Source organism: Aeromonas sp. s12 (genome assembly GCF_040907925.1).
Lineage (GTDB): Bacteria > Pseudomonadota > Gammaproteobacteria > Enterobacterales > Aeromonadaceae > Aeromonas > Aeromonas veronii.
Genome location: NZ_JBFOCT010000028.1, coordinates 123,351 through 141,773 on the forward strand (window position 1 = coordinate 123,351; position 18,423 = coordinate 141,773).

The following is an 18,423-nucleotide window of genomic DNA, read 5'->3' on the forward strand; positions in this document are numbered from 1 at the left end:
GGTGGAGGTGAAACCCGAATGGAACATATTGCAACATCTGACAGTGCCGGGTGCAGCTGTGCCCTCGAAGTGAGCCAGCAGTTTTCCCGCTGGCGCAGGCAGCATGACGGTGGCGAGATCTACCAGAGTTCCCTGATGAGCGCCCTGCTGGCAGGGGTCTACGAAGGGGAGACCACCATGAGCGAGCTGCTGCGCCACGGCGACTTTGGCCTCGGCACCTTCAATCACCTCGATGGTGAGCTGATCGCCTTCGAGCGCCAGATCCACCAGTTGCGCTCCGATGGCTCGGCCCGGCCCGCCCGCGCCGATCAGAAGACCCCCTTCGCGGTGATGACCCATTTTCGCCCCTGTCTGGAGCGTCGCTTCGATCACCCCCTCAGCCGTGACGAGATCCACCAGTGGGTGGATCGGCTGGTGGGATCCGACAACGTCTTTGTCGCCCTGCGTCTCGACGGCCAGTTTGAAACGGCCAAGGTGCGCACCGTGCCGCGCCAGGAGCCCCCCTATCGCCCCATGCTGGAAGCCATCGAACAGCAGCCGCTGTTCCGCTTTGCCGCGGTGGCGGGAACCCTGGTGGGTTTTCGCTGCCCGCCGTTCGTGCAGGGGATCAATGTGGCGGGCTTTCACGAACACATGATCACCGCCGATCGCAAGGGGGGCGGCCATCTGCTCGACTACACCATGGCCCACGGCACCCTGCGGCTTTCTGTGGTGCGTCACCTCAATCTGGCCCTGCCCTCGGATCCCGCTTTCCGGCAGGCCGACCTCAACCCCGCCGATCTCGATCGCGCCATTCAGGCCGCCGAAGGCTGATAGACAAGGAGCAATATCATGGAAAACAGACAGTGGAAGTGCGGTGCCGAGCTGGTGGTTCGTCATCTGGAGGCGCAAGGGGTCAAGCAGGTGTTCGGTATTCCCGGCGCCAAGATTGACCGGGTGTTCGATGCGCTGGAGGACTCCCCCATCGAGACCATAGTGGTGCGCCACGAGGCGAACGCCGCCTTTATGGCGGCCGCCGTGGGGCGCCTCACCGGCAAGGCGGGGGTGGCGCTGGTCACCTCGGGCCCCGGCTGCTCCAACCTTATTACCGGGTTGGCGACCGCCACCTCAGAGGGGGACCCCATGGTGGCGCTGGGCGGTGCGGTGCGCCGTGCCGATGGCCTCAAGCTCACTCATCAGAGCATGGATACGGTCAACCTCTGCCGTCCGGTCACCAAGTTCAGCGCCCAGGTCAACAGCGGGGCGGCAATCTCGGAAGTGATGGCCAACGCCTTTCGCGCCGCCGAGCTGGGACGGCCGGGGGCGGCGTTTGTCAGCCTGCCGATGGATATCATCAACAAGCCGGTGCAGGGCAATGTGCTGGTGCCCCGTGAAGTGCCGGAGCCGGGCTGCGCCGACGAACAGAATATGGAGCAGGCATTGACCCTGCTGCGCAACGCCCAGAATCCGGTGGTGCTGCTCGGCCTGATGGCGAGCCGGCCGGAGAATGCCGAGGCAGTGCGCGCCTTCCTCGACAAGGCGCGGTTGCCGGTGACCGGTACCTATCAGGCTGCCGGGGTGGTGGACAGCTGCCACTTCGATGATTTTGCCGGACGGGTGGGGCTCTTTAACAACCAGCCGGGGGATCAGCTGCTGGCAGGGGCCGATCTGGTGATCTGCATCGGCTACAGCCCCATCGAGTACGACCCCGTGCTGTGGAATGGTGACAGGGAGCGGCGCATCCTCCATATCGACGTGCTGCCTGCCGATATCGACAGCAGCTACTGCCCGACCGCCGAGCTGGTGGGGTCGATCCGCGCCAACCTGTTGCAGCTGACCCGCATCATGGGCAATCCGAAAACCCGTCCCCCCGAGGTGGATCGGCTGCTGCAAGGGGTACGCCAGCAGCGGCTGCGACTGGCGATGCGGGCCGACGATCTGCACGGCAATCCGGTTCACCCCTTGCGTATCGTGCGCGAGCTGCAGGATCTGGTGCGCGACGACATGACCCTCTGTGTCGACATGGGCAGCTTCCATATCTGGATTGCCCGCTACCTCTACAGCTTCCGTGCCCGTCAGGTGTTGATCTCCAATGGTCAGCAGACCATGGGGGTCGCCCTGCCGTGGGCCATCGGCGCGGCGCTGGTGCGGCCGGGTGAGAAGGTGATCTCGGTATCGGGGGATGGCAGCTTCATGCAGTCGAGCATGGAGCTGGAGACGGCGGTGCGGCTCAAGAGCAATATCGTTCACATCATCTGGGTCGATAACGGCTACAACATGGTCGCGATGCAGGAGCAGCAGAAGTATTGCCGCACCTCCGGCGTCTCTTTTGGCCCCATCGACTTCAAACGCTATGCCGAATCGTTCGGGGCGGCCGGTTTCGCGGTGCGCTCGGCCGACGAGCTGCGTGCCACCCTGCGGGCCGCGCTGGCGGTGGAGGGGCCTGCTGTGGTGGCCATTCCGGTGGATTACTCCGACAACCCGGGACTGATGGCCCAGCTCAGGCCAGAAGTATTGGCATAAGTGTGGGCAGCAGTGCTGGCCTGAATCCCTGTGTAAGAGCAGGCAGACCCGCCTATATAGCAGAAACCGGCATCAATGTATGCCGGTTTTTATTGCTACGCGGGATGGGTGGCCTTAACGGGCCAGCTGGACGGCGGCGCGTGCGCGGGCCGGTTGCGGGCGACGCTTGTTTTTTGGCGCGCAGGCCATCTTCAGGCGCAGCCACTCGCGCCACAGCAGCCAGCAGAGCGGCAGGGTGAGCAGCAGCACGGTCGCGGGCTGGGCCATCAGCACCCCATCACGGCCCCACAGTTGCGGCAGCAGGAAGATGAGCGGCAGCAGCAACACGGTTTTGGCGATGGAGATGACCAGCGCCTGACGGGTACGCGCCATGGATTGCAGCAGCACGATGCCGAACATGATGATCCCCTCCAGCGGAATAGCGCCGAGGTTGAGGGTCAGGCTGCTGATGGCGGCGGCCAGCAGTTCGGGATCCTTGTCGCCGGTATAGAGCATGGCGACCTGTCCCGGCAGCAGCTGGATGGTGAGCCACACCAGCATGCCGTAGATAAAGGTGAACTTGAGCCCCATCTCCATCAGGTACTTGAGGTTGCGATGGCGCTTGGCCCCCGCCGCCTTGCTGATGAGCGGCTGAATGCCGAACGCCAGCCCCTGCAGAATGACGATAAAGACCGCTTCGGTGTAACCGGCTACGGTAAAGCCCGCCAGATCCTTCACATTGCCATACACCATCAGCTGGCTGTTGTGCAGCATCAGCAGCAGGCCGAGGTTGAACTGGGCAATCAGGCTCGGCAGGCCGGTAAAGAGCAGGTGCGGCATGGCGGGGAGGTTGGGTACCAGATCCCGCCAGCTGAGGCGCAGCCGCGCCCAGGGGGTAAAGAAGTAGCCAAGACCGATCAGGCTCACCGCACCCTCTGCCATCAGGGTGGCTTGCGCAGTACCGATCAGTCCCAGCCCCAACCGACCCACCATGATGTAGTTGAGGATGATATTGAGCACGGCGCCGCTGCTCACCAGCACCATGGCCAGCTTCGGGCGGCCATCGTTGCGCAGCAGATAGGGCACTGCCAGATTGCTGGCCAGCAGCAGGGTACCGCCGCCAATCCAGGTGAGGTAGTCGCTCGCCTGCTTCCAGGTCTCGGTGCCCTGTTCAATCCCCAGCCCCAGCAGGATATCGGTGTGGGTGTAATAGAGCAGCACCGGCGCAACGCCCCCGAGTCCGGCCAGCAGCCAGAGGGCGTTGACCAGCGCTTGGCGGGCCAGCGTGTCGTTTTTCGCCCCTTGCTGGAAGGAGATGGCGGTGGCCGCCCCCATGCTGATCATGGCGGCCAGACCAATCAGCACCATGATGACCGGATAGACCAGGTTGATCCCGGCGAGGCCAGCGGCGCCGACATAGTGGCCGACGAAGATGCCGTCGATGAGGTAGTAGGCCCCCGAGACCAGCATGGCAAGAATGGAGGGGAGGGCGTAAGCCCAGAAGCGACGGGTCATGGCCCGTTGCCGCAGTGTTAAATAGGCAGACATATCTGTTCTCTCGGGGAGTTCGATTATCGAACAGCTAGTCTAGATTAATACTTATTTGGTGATAATCAGGGTTTCACTTGATGAATTGCTGAGTATTACTCACTAATCCGGGGTTTTGGTAGTGCGCCTTGAGCATGTCGATCAGGATGCGCAGGCCGCTGCCCAGTTGATGCCGACTGGGATAGAAGAGATAGAAGCCGGCAAAGGTAGGGCACCAGGGCTCCAGCACGGTGAGCAGTTTCCCCTCCGCGACCTTTTGGCTCACCTCCTCTTCCAGACAGTAGGCGAGCCCCAGCCCCGCCTCGGCGGCGCCCAGATAGAGGGCCGGGGTGCTGGTGGTGAGCGGCCCGGTCACTTCGATCTCCAGCATGGTGCCATCGGCGGCAAAGGCCCAGCGATAGTGATGGTGCGGAGTGAGGCGATAGCCGATACAAGCGTGGCGACTCAGCTCGCTCGGGTGCTCCGGCGTACCGTGCTCCGCCAGATAGGCCGGGGAGCCCACCACCAGATAACGCTGGGGCGGGCCGAGGGGGATGCCGATCATCTCCTTGGGCAGCAGATCGCCATAAAAGAGCGCGGCATCGTAACCATCCTCAATCAGCCGAGGCATCAGCTCCTGCTCCACTACCTCCACCTGCATCCGCGGATAACGGGCCAGATAGTCGATGAGTACAGGTGCCAGCAGGCTGTCGATGGCGCCGCGGGGGGCGCAGAGCTTGAGCCTTCCCACCGGTTCATCGCTGTTGCGGGCCAGCTCGCAAAGCGCCTCTTCCAGGGTATTGAGGGTGGGGAGCAGCTGCTTGAGCAGCCGCTGGCCCGCTTCGGTCGGCACCACGGCGCGGGTACTGCGGTTGAGCAGCCGCACCCCCAGCCTTGCTTCCAACCCCTTCAGGCTGTGGCTGAGGGCGGAGGCGGAGACCCCGAGTTCGAGGGCGGCCTTGCTGAAACTGCGGTGACGGGCGACGGCGGCAAATACCGCCAGTTCGGCGAGATCGGTACGGGTAATGGTCATCATCAATCAACAAAAAGGCGTGAGTCACAAGGGTACGTCAAGGCCGTGCTGCACACAATCCGCGCTAAACGGGTGGTTTGTTGCAAATATGTAGCTGCTCGCAGGCCATTGATTCCAGTGAAACTAAGTTGAATTGTTAAAAAAAACTCACAATAAGGCGCTTTGAGTGTGATCTTGGTCGTCCGAAAGGCGACCAAAATCAAACTTTGGTTGATTAATTCAAAAAAACGCTGTGATTAATAAGGGCATTTAATTAAAGTCAGCCCATCAAGAGTGGCGCACGTTAATCGGTTGTTAAGTGAGACGGGCGCCGACCCTCAGGGTCAAAATCTCGCACTGTTGTTTGTTGCAATCCTGTTGTCACAAGGAGTGATGGCCAGGTTGCCGGGGGGCGAGAGGTTAATATCAAGGACGGACAGCAGGCGTTCCAGGGAGATGGAACCGGGCCAAGGCCCGACCAAACAAGAATCCCATTTTCCTAGATGACAGGAACAACGTATGTCTGACATGAATATTGCAGCTGATGGTCGTTTAGCCAGCAACACCTCCCGCGGCGTCAACAAGGCCGATGTGGTCTGGATGTTGGGTCTGTACGGTACCGCGATCGGTGCCGGTGTGCTCTTCCTGCCAATCAACGCCGGTGTAGGTGGCCTGTGGCCGCTGGTTGCCATGTTGATCCTGGCGCTGCCGCTGACTTTCTTTGCTCACCGTGGTCTGACCCGCTTCGTGCTGTCCGGCTCTACCCGTGATGGCGACATCACTGAAGTAGTAGAAGAGCACTTCGGCAAGACCGCAGGCAAATTCATCACCCTGCTCTACTTCTTTGCCATCTACCCGATCGTGCTGATGTATTCAGTCGCCATCACCAACACCGTCGAGAGTGTGATTGTTCACCAGCTGGGCATGTCTGCACCTCCCCGTGCCGTTCTGTCACTGGCCCTGATCCTCGGTCTGATGGCGGTTGTTCGTCTGGGCGGCCAGGTTATCGTCAAAGCGATGAGCGTGCTGGTATTCCCGTTCGTGCTCACCCTGATGGGTCTGGCGTTCTACCTGATCCCGCACTGGAACGGTGCCATCATCACTGAAGCTCCGGCCCTGTCCGACGCCTTCAACGGTGACTTTATCAAGACCCTGTGGCTGGCTATCCCGGTAATGGTGTTCTCCTTCAACCACTCCCCGATCATCTCCTCCTTCGCGGTGGACAACAAAGGTCGTTACGGTGAAGGTGCCGAGAAGAAGTGCAGCAACATCCTGCTGGGCGCCCACGTCATGATGGTGATGACCGTTATGTTCTTCGTATTCAGCTGCGTACTGAGCCTCTCCCCGGCTGACCTGGCTGCTGCCAAAGAACAGAACATCTCCATCCTGTCCTACTTGGCCAACCACTTCGATAACCCGGTTATCGGTACTGTGGCTCCGCTGATCGCCATGGTTGCCATCAGCAAATCCTTCCTGGGTCACTACCTGGGTGCGCAAGAGGGCATGAACGGCCTGATGGCCAAGGCGCTGCGCGAGAAGGGCAAGAACGTTGACACCAAGCAACTGAACAAAGTCACTGCCGTGTTCATGATCCTGACCACCTGGGCCATCGCTACCATCAACCCGAGCATCCTCGGCATGATTGAAGACCTGGGCGGCCCGATCATCGCAATGCTGCTGTTCCTGATGCCGATGTACGCCATCACCAAGGTTCCGGCCATGCGCAAATACGCTGGCAACATCAGCAACGGCTTCGTGACCATCATCGGCCTGATCGCCATGTCCGGTATCATCTACAAGCTGATTGCCTGATAACGCCGGTTACCAAGTTGAATGAAGAAGCCGCCTCGCAAGAGGCGGCTTTTTTTATGGCTGTTTGGGGTGGTGAGCGGATGCGGTATCGCTACTTCATCAGCTTCTTCACCTCGTCGCTGGCCAGCGCCTCGTTGAATTTGTCCCGCGCCTCTTTCCCCTTGGCGGAGTTGGTAAAGCAGACGTGGAGGGACTTGTCCTCGAGGATCTTGCCGTTGAAGCCGAGGTTGGCGGTAACATCCTTGAGTTGGGGATCGCTCTCCAGCAGATAGGTCATCACATTCTGGTCGATAACCGCCAGATCGAGCCGACCGTTGCCGAGCTTGAGCAGGTTCTGGCTGTCCGAGCTGGTGGCATCGGCCGAGAGTGCCTTGCTGGCCACTTTTTCGTCAAACTCGGTGGTATTCACATAGCCGGTGACGACACCAATTTTCTTGCCCTTGAGGTCATCAAGGGTCTGCCAGGTGACCGGCTGATCGGCTCGCTGGGCAAAGCCGAGAGGGCCGTTACCTATGGGGTCGGAGAAGAGGCAGCTGCTCTTGGGGTCGAGATACTCGGGGAAATAACCCAGTACCTCGGGGTTGTTGGTCGCCTCGTCCACGGCCCGTTGCCAGGGATAGAACTTGATGGTCAGCGGGTCGCCAGCCAGGGCAAAGGCTGCGGTCACCACCCGACTGCTCTTGCCCTGCTCAGGGAGGTTGGCGCTGGTGTAAGGGGGCCATTCAAGGCTGGTCAACACTGCCGCCTGAGCGGCCGACATGCCGAACAAGGGAAGAGTGGCCAGGGCGAGGTGCTTCCATTTCAGGCTCATAGGGATAACTCCTTGTGGTCAAACACCCCTTAAAGATAGCCCCCGGTGTCGATTGCGGATGCCGGCCATGGCTGACCGGCATCCGTGCCTCTATTTGTTGTCGATATTCTCCGACTGCCAGAGGGCATAGCCCTTGCCGGAGGCCGTGGTAGGCAGATCAATCTGCATCAGGTCGTTGCCGATGACAAAGGGGCCCGAGTAGCGGGCGCGCAGATCCTGCGCCAGATCCTTCACCCTGATCTTGCCGTTGAGGCCGATATGGCTGAACACGGTCAGCGCCGGTTTGGCTTCGTTCATTACCCGGGCCGCCTGCTCAGGGGAGGCGAGGTGACCGGCGATCGCCTTGTAGCCGGGGTTGGCCTTCATCTGCTCGGCAGAGGTCATGGAGACGCAGTGCACCAGCAGATCGGCCCCTTTGGCCTGCTTCACTACTTCGGGGCTGTAGCGGGTATCGCCGGAGAGCACCACGCTGTGGCCGTGGTAGTCGATGCGATAGCCGAATGACGGCTTGATGTTGACCCCGTGGTCGTTGTCAAAGGCAGTCACCTTGACCCCGTCATGGTTGTAGACCACCCCGGCGGTGACCTCGTGGCTGTTGATCTCCACCCCGTCCAGCGGCGTTCCCTCATCCTTGACCCGGGTGGCGATGTCGGTGGCGTAGGCCTGCTGCAAGCCACGGGCGAGAGCTGTGGTGCCTTTGGGGCCGTAGAGCTCCATCGGCGCGTGGCGCTGGCCATAGGCCGGTTGCAGCCAGCCGGTCAGCCAGAGATCCGCCAGCCCGTTGGTGTGGTCGGAGTGAAAGTGGGTGAGGAAGAAGGCTTTGACCCGGCCGATGGGGATATGCAGCTGCCACAGGCGAGTGGCGGAGTTGCGGCCAAAATCGAACACCAGCTTCTGGTTGCCCGCTTCGACCAGGGTGCTGTAACCGCCCCGGCTGATCTGGGGCACCGGAGTGCCGGTGCCGAGCAGGCTGACCCGAAAGATATCGTGCCGGGCTTGAGTTGCTGAGGCAGGGGCTTGATCGTGGTTGCTGATAAAGCTGCTCTCGGCGGCCTGACTGGCGCCGCTGGCCAGCAGACCGACCAGTAATGCGGCCAGATAGGTGCTTTTCATGGGAATTTATCCTGTGGGGAAGGGACGGTATCACTGTATTGGTAACTAAAAGTTGAATAAATTGGCTAAAATCCATTTCTTACTAAACTTTTGGTTGTGAATCAGGGCTCGGTAGCGGGTCGTGTTATTCAGGAACGAACAAAGGAGCGGTTGTGGACCGATTGACCAGCATGCGTATCTTCACCCGGGTGGTGGATCTCGGCTCCTACAGCGCGGTGGCGAGCGAAGAGGGGATCAGCGCCCAGATGGTGGGCAAGCATGTGCTGGGGCTGGAGCAGTGGCTGGGGGGAAAGCTGTTTCACAAGACCACCCGCCAGCAGACCCTCACCGAGCTGGGCCAGCTTTTTCTCGCTCGCTGTCAGCGGGTGCTGGAGGAGCTGGCATTGACCGAGTCGCTCACCCAGAATCTGTTGGCTGAGCCGGCCGGCCGGCTGCGCATCGCCGCCCCCCTCAGTTTTGGCCACCATCGGCTGGTGCCGCTGCTGCCCGCTTTTATCGACCGCTACCCCAAGCTGGATCTGGATCTGCAGCTCACTCCGCGCTGGGTCGATCTGGTGGAGGAGGGGTTCGACGCCGCCATCCGCACCCTGCGCCCGCAGGATGAGGCGCTGATCGCCCGTCCGTTGCTGACCCAGCACTACCGCCTCTGCGCTGCCCCCGACTACCTCAATCGCCACGGCGTGCCCCGTCATCCGGCCGATCTCGCCCGCCACCAGTGTCTGCACGGCAACTGGGGCGAGCATGAGCGTTGGCAATTTGTTGGCGAGGATGGTCAGAGCGAGGAGGTGCGGGTCGCCTCGCGCTTGCGCATCAACCACTGGCCGGCGCTGCTGACGGCGGCACTTTCCGGGGCTGGCATCACCTTGCAGCCAGCCGAACAGGTGAGTGACCATATCGCTGCGGGGCGTTTGCTGCCGCTGCTTGGTCGCTATCAGAGCCCGGCCAAGACCCTCTACTTCATCTATCCGGCGGCGCGGCGGCAGGTGCTCAAGATCACCCTGCTGGGGGATTTTCTGGCCGAATCCCTGCAAGTTGGGCCCGAGCCCGAATAAAAGGCTGCATATTCTCGCAGCCGCGCTTAACCATCGTGCTTAACAAAGGGGCGGAGCAGGCCTAACATGGCGGGATGTTTTTCTAGTCGGGACAAAAGGATATGTCTGGGTTGAAAAAGGATCTCGGGCTCTGGCAGGGAATGGGGCTGCTCGCCACCTCGCTGCTCGGCACCGGGATCTTCGTGGTACCGGCGACCGCCGCCTCGCTGGCGGGTGAGGCCTCGCTCTGGGCCTGGTTGCTGCTGATTGCGCTGGTGCTGCCCATCGCCTTTACCTTCGCTCGCCTCGGCCGTCGCTATCCCCATGCCGGCGGCGCGCCGCACCTGATTGGCCTCGCCTTTGGCAACGGCGCCGAGCGCTTCTCCGCCTTCCTGTTTCTGGCGGTGCTGCCGGTGGGGCTGCCTGCCGCCCTGATGATTGCCGCCGGCTTCTGGCATGCCCTGTTCGAGATGGGGGAGTGGACCCTCTGGGCCATCCAGCTGCTGACTCTGCTCGGGGTATTCCTGCTGGGGCTGCGCGGGGCGCGCTCCTCCGGCAACCTGCAACTGTTGATAGCTCTGGCTATTCTGGGGCTCACCCTGCTGATCTGGTTCAAGGGAGAGGTGAGCTGGCGCGATGCGGCCCGGCCATTGCCTAGCGCGGATGAGTGGCCCCCTATGGCCACCGCGCTGGCGGTGATGTTCTGGTGTTTCGTCGGGCTGGAAGCCTTCGCCCATATGGGGGAGGAGTTCAAGCGGCCGGAGCGGGACTACCCCATCGCCCTGCTCGGCGGGGTGCTGCTGGCGGGGCTAATCTACTGGGTACACTCGCTGGTGGTGCTCAAATATGGCCTCTACGGCGATGAGGCGAAAAACGCCACCGCCATCCCCTCCCTGCTGGCGCTGCTGTTCGGCCCCACCGCCAAGTGGCTGGTGGCGGTGCTCGGCTACCTCTCCTGCTTTGCCAGCATCAATATCTACATTCAGGGCTTTGCCCGGCTGATCTGGAGCATGGCGCGGGAAGGCAAGTTGCCCCCCTCGCTGGCCGTGCTCACCGCGCGCGGCGCACCGCTGCGGGCGCTCACTCTGGTGCTCGCTATCTGTCTGCTCTGCATCACCCTCATCATCTGGCTGCGACTGCCGCTCGATGAGTTGATCCGCTACGCCAACGGCAACTTCGTGCTGGTCTACCTGCTCTGCATGGCGGCGGGCTGGCGCCTGCTCGGCGGGGTGGGCAAGGGGCTGGCGGGGATGAGCGTGCTGCTCTGCGCTCTGGTGCTGGTGGCGCTCGCCACTCAGGTGCTCTATGCGGTGGTGCTCAGTCTTGGCTACGGCGGCTTCTCGTTGTGGCGGCGTCATCTGCGCCGCAGTCGTCAGCAGGATGCGCTCCCGGTAGCGAAGTAACGTCTCCCCGATGGTCGAAGAAATGAGAAAGCCCTGATGTTCAGGGCTTTTTGATTTCGGCATATGGGATGTTCATATGAATACTAGTTGGCTCGCTATTTGCCGAAAAGTGCGGTGTCGGATCAACTCAACGGCGATTTATAGCCAAAAAAAGTGGGATCCAGCTCCCGTTTTGCTTAAAGTGATCCCTTCCGATCCCGGTGGTCGGAATGCCCGCAAGGATGCCCTTCAGACGTAAACAGGATGGCCTGGCCAGACTGACTCTCAGAGATGTGATTGCTTCGGTTCTCTTTTTATCTGTCACCTGTGGTGATAGCGCCTTGTTCCGTTCAGCCAGCCCGGGTTTTGCGTCTCTCTCATCGTGCATTGTCACCATCTGCAGCGAGTGAATCATGAGCGAATCGGTTTTTGAGATCCACGACTGGACCCTGAGCGTTGACGACAACATGTTGTGTCGACCCGACCGCGAGGTCTACCTCGAACCCAGACTGGTCAACCTGTTGCGGTTTCTGGCCCATAATGCCGGCACTGTGTTTGGCCGCGATGCCCTGATCAACGAGGTGTGGGATGGCGCCGAGGTGACCGATCAGGTGGTGACCCAGTCCATCTTCGAACTGCGCAAGATCCTCAAAGATGGTCGCACCGATGCGACCGACTATATCGTCACCGTGCCCAAGCGCGGCTACAAGCTGGTGGCACCGGTAAGGCCGCTGCAGGTGGTTTCCGTGGTGATGGCGGACGAGCAGCCCGCGCCCGCGGTCAATACCGCTCTCTCAGGCAACCCGACGCTCTCCGATCTGAGCCCGCCCGCGGCTGAGCAGGATGATGATGCACAGCCCAATGTCGCCCCTTTTCCCGCCGGGCCCCTGACCCGCGCCATCTCCACCCATGCCAAGGATGCCCGCAGCCGCTGGAAGATGGTGAGTTTCGATATCTTCGTTGCCATCGTGCTGATCGCCATTGTCAGCATGCTCAGCTACCAGCACACCAGCCCCCAGGTACACTCCATGCTGGATCCCAATCTGCTGGTGTTCCGCTTTCACTCCGGCATGGATGACAACAACGAGAACGTGCGCCTCGCCGATGGCATTACCCGAGCCCTGATGGGGGAGGTGGCGGTGGCTACGCCGCTACGGGTGCAGTACGGCGCCACCACTCTGATGGGGGGCATCATGCCCGGCAAGGAGCTGAGTGTGCGGGTCACCCGCCAGCCCCGCGGCACCTATCTCGATCTGGAGTATCGCAATATCAACACCAACCGGGTGCTGTTCAGCCATCAGTACCAGCTCAGTCGCCACAGTGTGCACGGCGTGTTGCAGGCCAGCAGCCAGGATTTGCTGCGCGCCCTCGACCAACCCGATGCCGAGCCGGGGATGGGCTGGCCGACCGATGATGCCTCCCTGATGGCGATGATGGAGGCGCAGTACTACATCAACAGCCGGGATCCGGTCGCCCTCAAGCGCGGCATCGATCTGCTGGAGCAGGCGCTGATTGCCCATCCGGATCAGCCGCTGCTGCTGGCGGAGCGCTATCTGGCGGGCGAGGCGCTGGCCACCCTGGCGGGCAAATCCGAGAGCGAGCGGTTGCAGGGGATTGGCACCCATCTCGCCAGCGTGGTGCAAAACAGCGGCGCCCTACCAGCCCGGGTGTGGGAGGCGTTGACCCTGCAGGCGATCCTCAACGGCCAGCAACAGCAGGCCAACTATCTGCTGGAGAAGGCGGCGAGTCGCGGCCGCTCGGTGCTCTACTACATACTGCAGGGCAAGCTGGCGGAGCTGGACGGTCGCCCCGAGGCGGCGGGTGATGCCTACAGTCAGGCCTTTCTGATGGAGGCGACCGAGCAGACCTATCTGCTCTGCCAGCAGCTCGGTTTCTACAGCAATATGGAGAGCCTCACTCCGGCTCTGTTCAATGCATTGGGTCAGAGCAAGGTGAAGCTCTTTTAACACCGCAGTTTGGTTTTCCCCCGGTCGGTGCGGTTGCCGACCTCATCCACAGGCTGCCTTCGGGCGGCCTGTGCGGTTTCTGCTCGTCTCAATCCTGCATGTTTGCCATTGGGGATGGTCGCTCTGGTGCGGCCCGATTTATCCCCCGCAGTTCCCCACTATCTACATCTGCCTTTGTCTTGCCCGCGGCATTCGCGGCACTCGCGTTTGTTCGGCTTCACGCCGCGCACGCAGCTTGTGACATCTGCTCATGGTTGGCGGCGGGATAAGCTGTCCGTCACGACCCATTTCTCATTGCTGACCGGTTATCGCCGTTGCGCTTTACCTCTGAGTTTGGATTGTGATGAGCCGAGCGAAGGGGAAAGCAGGAGGTGAGTGGCCACTCAGGGTGATGATCCGCAGGGCTTCCAAATGGCCGCAAGGGCAGGGGGGCGCATTGGGAGCTGCTTTATCCCGGGTTTATCTGGCCAAAAATATCAAGACGGCGAGATAAGGGGGTTATCAAGGGGCAAAAACGGGTTGGCCGGATATCAAGGTTTTATCAAGATGGCGGTGCGCTATGATGTCAAGGTGCTGTTTTTAAATGATTTTTATCAAAAATAATGAGGCGGCAAAAAAAGTTGCCTCATATTTTTATCCGTTAGCTGGTCTTTATGTTTTCCGGGGATGAGAGGCCTAGTCTGTGCGCATTCTTTGGCGGGGCGTTCCGCCAAATGTGTATGTGACGACCCGACCTTTTATAGAACCGGAGATCTTATGTCCCTAGATACGAGCAAGAAGATTGGCCTTATCGCCTGTACAGGTGTGGTGGCCGGCAACATGATGGGGAGTGGTATTGCGCTGCTGCCTTCGGCACTGGCCACCATCGGCTCCATCTCTGTCTTTAGCTGGGCAATCTGTCTGGTAGGCGCCATGGGCCTCGCCTTTGTCTTCGCCCGCCTTGCTACCAAGAACCCGCAAGAGGGTGGCCCCATTGCTTACGCTGGCGAGATCTCTCCGGTGTTCGGTTTCCAGACCGGTGTGCTCTATTACCACGCCAACTGGATCGGTAACCTGGCTATCGCCATTACCGGCGTCTCCTACCTCTCGGTCTTCTTCCCCATTCTCAACAGCCCAATTCCGGCCGCCGCAGCCACCATCGCTGCCGTCTGGATCTTCACCTTCGTCAACCTGCTTGGCGGTAGCTGGGTGAGCCGACTCTGTACTCTGGGTTTGGTACTGATCCTGCTGCCGGTTGTCGGTACTGCGGTGATGGGCTGGGGTCATTTTGATGCCACCGTCTACAGCCAGAACTGGAACACCACCAGCGGCAGCGACCTGCATGCGGTCATCAGCGCCGTGCTGATCTGCCTCTGGTCCTTCGTCGGTGTTGAATCTGCCGCCGTCTCTTCCGGCATGGTGAAGAATCCCAAGCGCACCGTACCGCTCGCCACCATGCTGGGTACCGGTATCGCGGGTGTTATCTACATCCTCTCTACCCAGGTGATCAGCGGCATGTTCCCGGCCGGTGAAGTGGCTGCCTCCGGCGCCCCGTTTGCCATGGCCTCTTCCGCCATCTTCGGTAGCTGGTCTGCACCATTCGTCTCTGCCTTCACCGCCCTGGCCTGCTTCACCTCGCTCGGTTCCTGGATGATGCTGGTAGGCGAGGCGGGCAAGCGTGCCGCCAACGACGGCAACTTCCCGAAAATCTATGGCGAAGTGGACAAGAACGGCGTGGCCAAGAAGGGTCTGATCCTGGGCTCCCTGAAGATGACTGCCCTGATGATTGGCCTGACCGCCTTCACCTCCCAGTCTGCCCACGCTGCCGACCTCTTCAATGTGCTGACCACAGATGCAGTGCTGCTGACCATGCTGCCCTACTTCTACTCCAGCATTAACCTGATCCGCTTCGAGGGCATGACCTCCCGCAGCATCGGCGCGATGATCTTCTCCGGTGTGGCCTGTGTCTTCTGTCTGGTGGCCCTGATGGGTGCCAAGGGTTCCAACCTCACCGCTACCTTCGTGGTGTCGCTCATCATCCTGATGTTCTACGCCAAAAAACAGGGTCTGCGTCAGCACGACGCCCTGCTCAACGAGCAACCCAGCAACTAATTCCCCCTTTTATCTTCCGAGCGCTCTTCACTCACCATCCATGATGGAGAGCGCCCCATTACGTGTGGAGCATTACGATGAATATCATTGCCATCCTCAACCACCTGGGCGTTTTCTTTAAAGAAGAACCCATTCGCCAGCTGCAAGCCTCCCTCGAGCGCAAGGGTTTCGAGGTTGTTTATCCGGTCGACGTCGCCGACCTGCTGAAACTGATCGAGAAGAACCCCCGCGTTTGCGGCGCCATCTTCGACTGGGACAAATACTCCCTGGGTCTGTGCAAGGAGATCCACGATCGCAACGAGAAGCTGCCGATCTTCGCCTTCGCCAACGACCAGTCCACCCTGGATATTCACCTGACCGACCTGCGTCTGAACGTGCACTTCTTCGAGTACCGTCTCGGCATGGCCGACGACATCGCCCTCAAGATGGGTCAGGCCACTCAGGAGTATCAGGACGCCATCCTGCCGCCGTTCACCAAGGCTCTGTTCAAGTACGTGGAAGAGGGTAAATATACCTTCTGTACTCCGGGTCACATGGGCGGTACCGCCTTCCAGATGAGCCCGGCCGGCAGCATCTTCTATGACTTCTACGGCGCGAACGCGTTCAAGGCTGACGTATCCATCTCCATGCCGGAGCTGGGCTCCCTGCTGGATCACTCCGGTCCGCACAAGGAAGCCGAAGAGTACATCGCCCGTACCTTCAACGCCGATCGCTCCTATATCGTTACCAACGGCACCTCCACTGCCAACAAGATCGTCGGCATGTTCTCCGCGCCGGCAGGCAGCACTGTGCTGGTTGACCGCAACTGCCACAAGTCGCTCACTCACCTGATGATGATGAACGACGTGACCCCGATCTACTTCCGTCCGACCCGCAACGCCTACGGCATTCTGGGTGGTATCCCGCAGAGCGAATTCAGCCGCGACACCATCGCAGCCAAGGTCGCCGCGACACCGGGTGCTCAGGCTCCCCGTTACGCCGTCGTCACCAACTCCACCTATGATGGCCTGCTCTACAACACCGGCTTCATCAAGGAGAGTCTGGATACCCCTTACATCCACTTCGACAGTGCCTGGGTGCCTTACACCAACTTCAGCCCGATCTATGAAGGCAAGTGCGGCATGAGCGGCGAAGCGATGCCGGGCAAGGTGTTCTACGAAACCCAGTCCACCCACAAGCTGCTGGCGGCCTTCTCCCAGGCCTCGATGATCCACATCAAGGGTGACGTGGAGGAAGAGACCTTCAACGAAGCCTTCATGATGCACACCTCCACCTCGCCGCAGTACGGCATCGTGGCATCGACCGAGATCTCCGCTGCCATGATGCGTGGCAACACCGGCAAGCGTCTGATCAAGGACTCCATCGATCGCGCCATCTCCTTCCGCAAAGAGATCAAGCGTCTGCGTGATCAGAGCGAAGGCTGGTTCTTCGACGTATGGCAGCCGGACAACATCGACACCGTCGAGTGCTGGAAGCTGGATCCGAAAGATGACTGGCACGGTTTCAAGGACATCGATGACAACCACATGTACCTGGATCCGATCAAGGTCACTCTGCTGACCCCGGGTATGGGTCGTGATGGCCAGTTGCTGGAGAAGGGCATCCCTGCCTCTCTGGTCTCCAAGTTCCTGGACGAGCGCGGCATCGTGGTCGAGAAGACCGGCCCTTACAACATGCTGTTCCTCTTCTCCATCGGTATCGATCAGTCCAAGGCGATGCAGCTGCTGCGCGCCCTGACCGAGTTCAAGCGTGGCTATGACCTGAACCTGACCATCAAGAACATACTGCCGAGCCTCTATCGTGAAGATCCGAGCTTCTACGAAGGGATGCGCATTCAGGAGCTGGCCCAGAGCATCCACGATCTGACCTGCAAATACCGTCTGCCGGAGCTGATGTTCAAGGCGTTCGACGTGCTGCCGGAGATGAAAATGACCCCGCATGCTGCATGGCAGCAAGAGCTGGCGGGCAATCTGGAAGAGGTGCCGTTGCGTGACATGGTTGACCGCATCAGCGCCAACATGATCCTGCCGTACCCGCCGGGAGTTCCGTTGGTACTGCCGGGCGAGATGGTGACCCAGGATTCTCTGCCGGTGCTCGAGTTCCTCGAGATGCTGTGCGAGATCGGTGCCCACTACCCAGGTTTCGAGACCGACATCCACGGCCTCTATCGTCAAGCCGATGGCAGCTACACCGTCAAGGTGCTGCGTTAATCGACAGTGACAACAGTCGAAAGTGACAACAACGGGCCGCAAGGCCCGTTTTTCCCTCCGGAATTCCTGTTCTTATTGCGTGAGTCGCCAATCATGAAGCGAGTGCTCTCCATTCAATCCCACGTAGTCTTTGGCTGTGCCGGCAACAGCGCCGCCGTTTTTCCCATGCGTCGCCTCGGGATCGAGGTGTGGCCGATGAACACGGTGCAGTTCTCCAACCACACCCAATACCGCGAAGGCTGGCAGGGGATGGTGATGCCCGGCGGCCATATCCGTCAGCTGGTAAACGGCCTGGCGGAGATCGGCGTGCTGGCCGAGTGCGATGCGCTGCTGAGCGGCTACCTCGGCTCGGCCGAACAGGGGGAGGAGATCCTGGCGGCGGTGGCCCGGCTCAAGGCGCTCAATACGGCCGCCCTCTATTTTTGTGACCCCGTGATGGGTCACCCCGACAAGGGGTGCATAGTGGCACCCGGCGTCGCCGATTTTCTGAAACACCGGGCACTGGCCTGTGCCGATATGCTGGCCCCCAATCTGCTGGAGCTGGAACAGCTCACCGGCCGTGATATCCGCAATGTGCCGGAGGCCATCGAGGCGTGCCAGCAGCTGCGCGCGCAAGGGGTCAAGCTGGTGATGGTCAAGCATCTGGGCAAGGCAGGTTTTGCCATGGACCGCTTCGAAATGTTGCTGGTGTGCGAGGAGGGAACCTTTCATCTCTCCCGCCCACTCTACCCTTTTGCTCGCCACCCCATCGGGGTGGGGGATCTGCTAAGCGCCACCATGCTGGCCAATCTGCTGGCCGGTTGCACCCCGGTGGCGGCGTTCGAGCTTACCAATGCCAGCGTTGATGCCGTGCTGGCTCGCACCTGGCTGGCGGGGGCTTACGAGCTGCAACTGGTGGCGGCCCAGCACGAGATGGCGCTGCCGCAGGTCTCCATCCGGGCGACCCGCCTCTGAGCTGTTTGCGCCAACAGCAGAAACAACAAAGC

General features: G+C 60.7%; 14 protein-coding genes. 10 read left to right on the forward strand and 4 right to left on the reverse strand.

All coding sequences use genetic code 11. The features are described from left to right. Nucleotides 1-18: 18 nt before the first annotated feature. Entirely contained in the window at nucleotides 19-813 is a 795-nt protein-coding gene (budA, locus tag AB5Y67_RS14380; RefSeq protein WP_199427490.1) for an acetolactate decarboxylase, read from the forward strand. A gap of 18 nt (nucleotides 814-831) precedes the next feature. Then, entirely contained in the window at nucleotides 832-2,502 is a 1,671-nt protein-coding gene (alsS, locus tag AB5Y67_RS14385) for an acetolactate synthase AlsS (RefSeq protein WP_199427491.1), read from the forward strand. A gap of 114 nt (nucleotides 2,503-2,616) precedes the next feature. Here alsS and AB5Y67_RS14390 read toward each other — a convergent pair whose 3' ends face one another. Beyond that, nucleotides 2,617-4,029 carry an MATE family efflux transporter gene (locus AB5Y67_RS14390; RefSeq protein ID WP_042055186.1) on the reverse strand — a complete coding sequence of 471 codons (1,413 nt, stop codon included), beginning with the start codon at nucleotides 4,027-4,029 and terminating at the stop codon, nucleotides 2,617-2,619. A 73-nt stretch (nucleotides 4,030-4,102) separates the two neighbouring features. After that, the gene (locus AB5Y67_RS14395; protein ID WP_042055187.1) at nucleotides 4,103-5,041 is read right to left on the reverse strand and encodes a LysR family transcriptional regulator; all 939 of its coding nucleotides are present in this window, start codon (nucleotides 5,039-5,041) and stop codon (nucleotides 4,103-4,105) included. 498 nt (nucleotides 5,042-5,539) lie between these two features. Here AB5Y67_RS14395 and AB5Y67_RS14400 point away from each other — a divergent pair, with 498 nt between their 5' ends. Then, the gene (locus AB5Y67_RS14400) at nucleotides 5,540-6,832 is read left to right on the forward strand and encodes an HAAAP family serine/threonine permease (protein ID WP_005338498.1); all 1,293 of its coding nucleotides are present in this window, start codon (nucleotides 5,540-5,542) and stop codon (nucleotides 6,830-6,832) included. A gap of 91 nt (nucleotides 6,833-6,923) precedes the next feature. On the opposite strand, the gene AB5Y67_RS14405 is transcribed toward AB5Y67_RS14400, so the two are convergent. Together AB5Y67_RS14405 and AB5Y67_RS14410 are read right to left on the reverse strand one after the other, a co-directional pair. Continuing rightward, on the reverse strand, nucleotides 6,924-7,643 hold the full coding sequence (locus AB5Y67_RS14405; RefSeq protein WP_150390391.1) for an ABC transporter substrate-binding protein: 720 nt from the start codon (nucleotides 7,641-7,643) through the stop codon (nucleotides 6,924-6,926). A 90-nt stretch (nucleotides 7,644-7,733) separates the two neighbouring features. Beyond that, complete coding sequence (locus tag AB5Y67_RS14410) at nucleotides 7,734-8,756, reverse strand: MBL fold metallo-hydrolase (protein ID WP_150390392.1); 1,023 nt, start codon at nucleotides 8,754-8,756, stop codon at nucleotides 7,734-7,736. Between the two features lie 152 nt (nucleotides 8,757-8,908). On the opposite strand from AB5Y67_RS14410, the gene AB5Y67_RS14415 reads away from it, so the two are divergent. From AB5Y67_RS14415 to pdxY, 7 genes are all read left to right on the forward strand, one after another. Then, entirely contained in the window at nucleotides 8,909-9,808 is a 900-nt protein-coding gene (locus tag AB5Y67_RS14415; protein ID WP_064337066.1) for a LysR family transcriptional regulator, read from the forward strand. A 101-nt stretch (nucleotides 9,809-9,909) separates the two neighbouring features. Then, entirely contained in the window at nucleotides 9,910-11,190 is a 1,281-nt protein-coding gene (gene yjeH / locus AB5Y67_RS14420) for an L-methionine/branched-chain amino acid transporter (protein WP_150390393.1), read from the forward strand. A gap of 392 nt (nucleotides 11,191-11,582) precedes the next feature. Further along, nucleotides 11,583-13,136, forward strand: coding sequence for a lysine decarboxylation/transport transcriptional activator CadC (gene cadC / locus AB5Y67_RS14425; protein ID WP_139741824.1), 1,554 nt, complete (start codon nucleotides 11,583-11,585; stop codon nucleotides 13,134-13,136). Nucleotides 13,137-13,511: 375 nt separating this feature from the next. Further along, on the forward strand, nucleotides 13,512-13,739 hold the full coding sequence (locus tag AB5Y67_RS14430) for a hypothetical protein (RefSeq protein ID WP_064341738.1): 228 nt from the start codon (nucleotides 13,512-13,514) through the stop codon (nucleotides 13,737-13,739). A 153-nt stretch (nucleotides 13,740-13,892) separates the two neighbouring features. Beyond that, nucleotides 13,893-15,227 (forward strand): cadaverine/lysine antiporter, encoded by a 1,335-nt coding sequence (gene cadB, locus AB5Y67_RS14435; protein WP_033136539.1) that lies wholly within the window; start codon nucleotides 13,893-13,895, stop codon nucleotides 15,225-15,227. A 77-nt stretch (nucleotides 15,228-15,304) separates the two neighbouring features. Beyond that, nucleotides 15,305-17,437, forward strand: a complete 2,133-nt coding sequence (locus tag AB5Y67_RS14440) for a lysine decarboxylase CadA (protein WP_150390394.1) — start codon at nucleotides 15,305-15,307, stop codon at nucleotides 17,435-17,437. A gap of 93 nt (nucleotides 17,438-17,530) precedes the next feature. Next, complete coding sequence (pdxY, locus tag AB5Y67_RS14445; protein WP_199427493.1) at nucleotides 17,531-18,391, forward strand: pyridoxal kinase PdxY; 861 nt, start codon at nucleotides 17,531-17,533, stop codon at nucleotides 18,389-18,391. Nucleotides 18,392-18,423 lie beyond the last annotated feature (32 nt).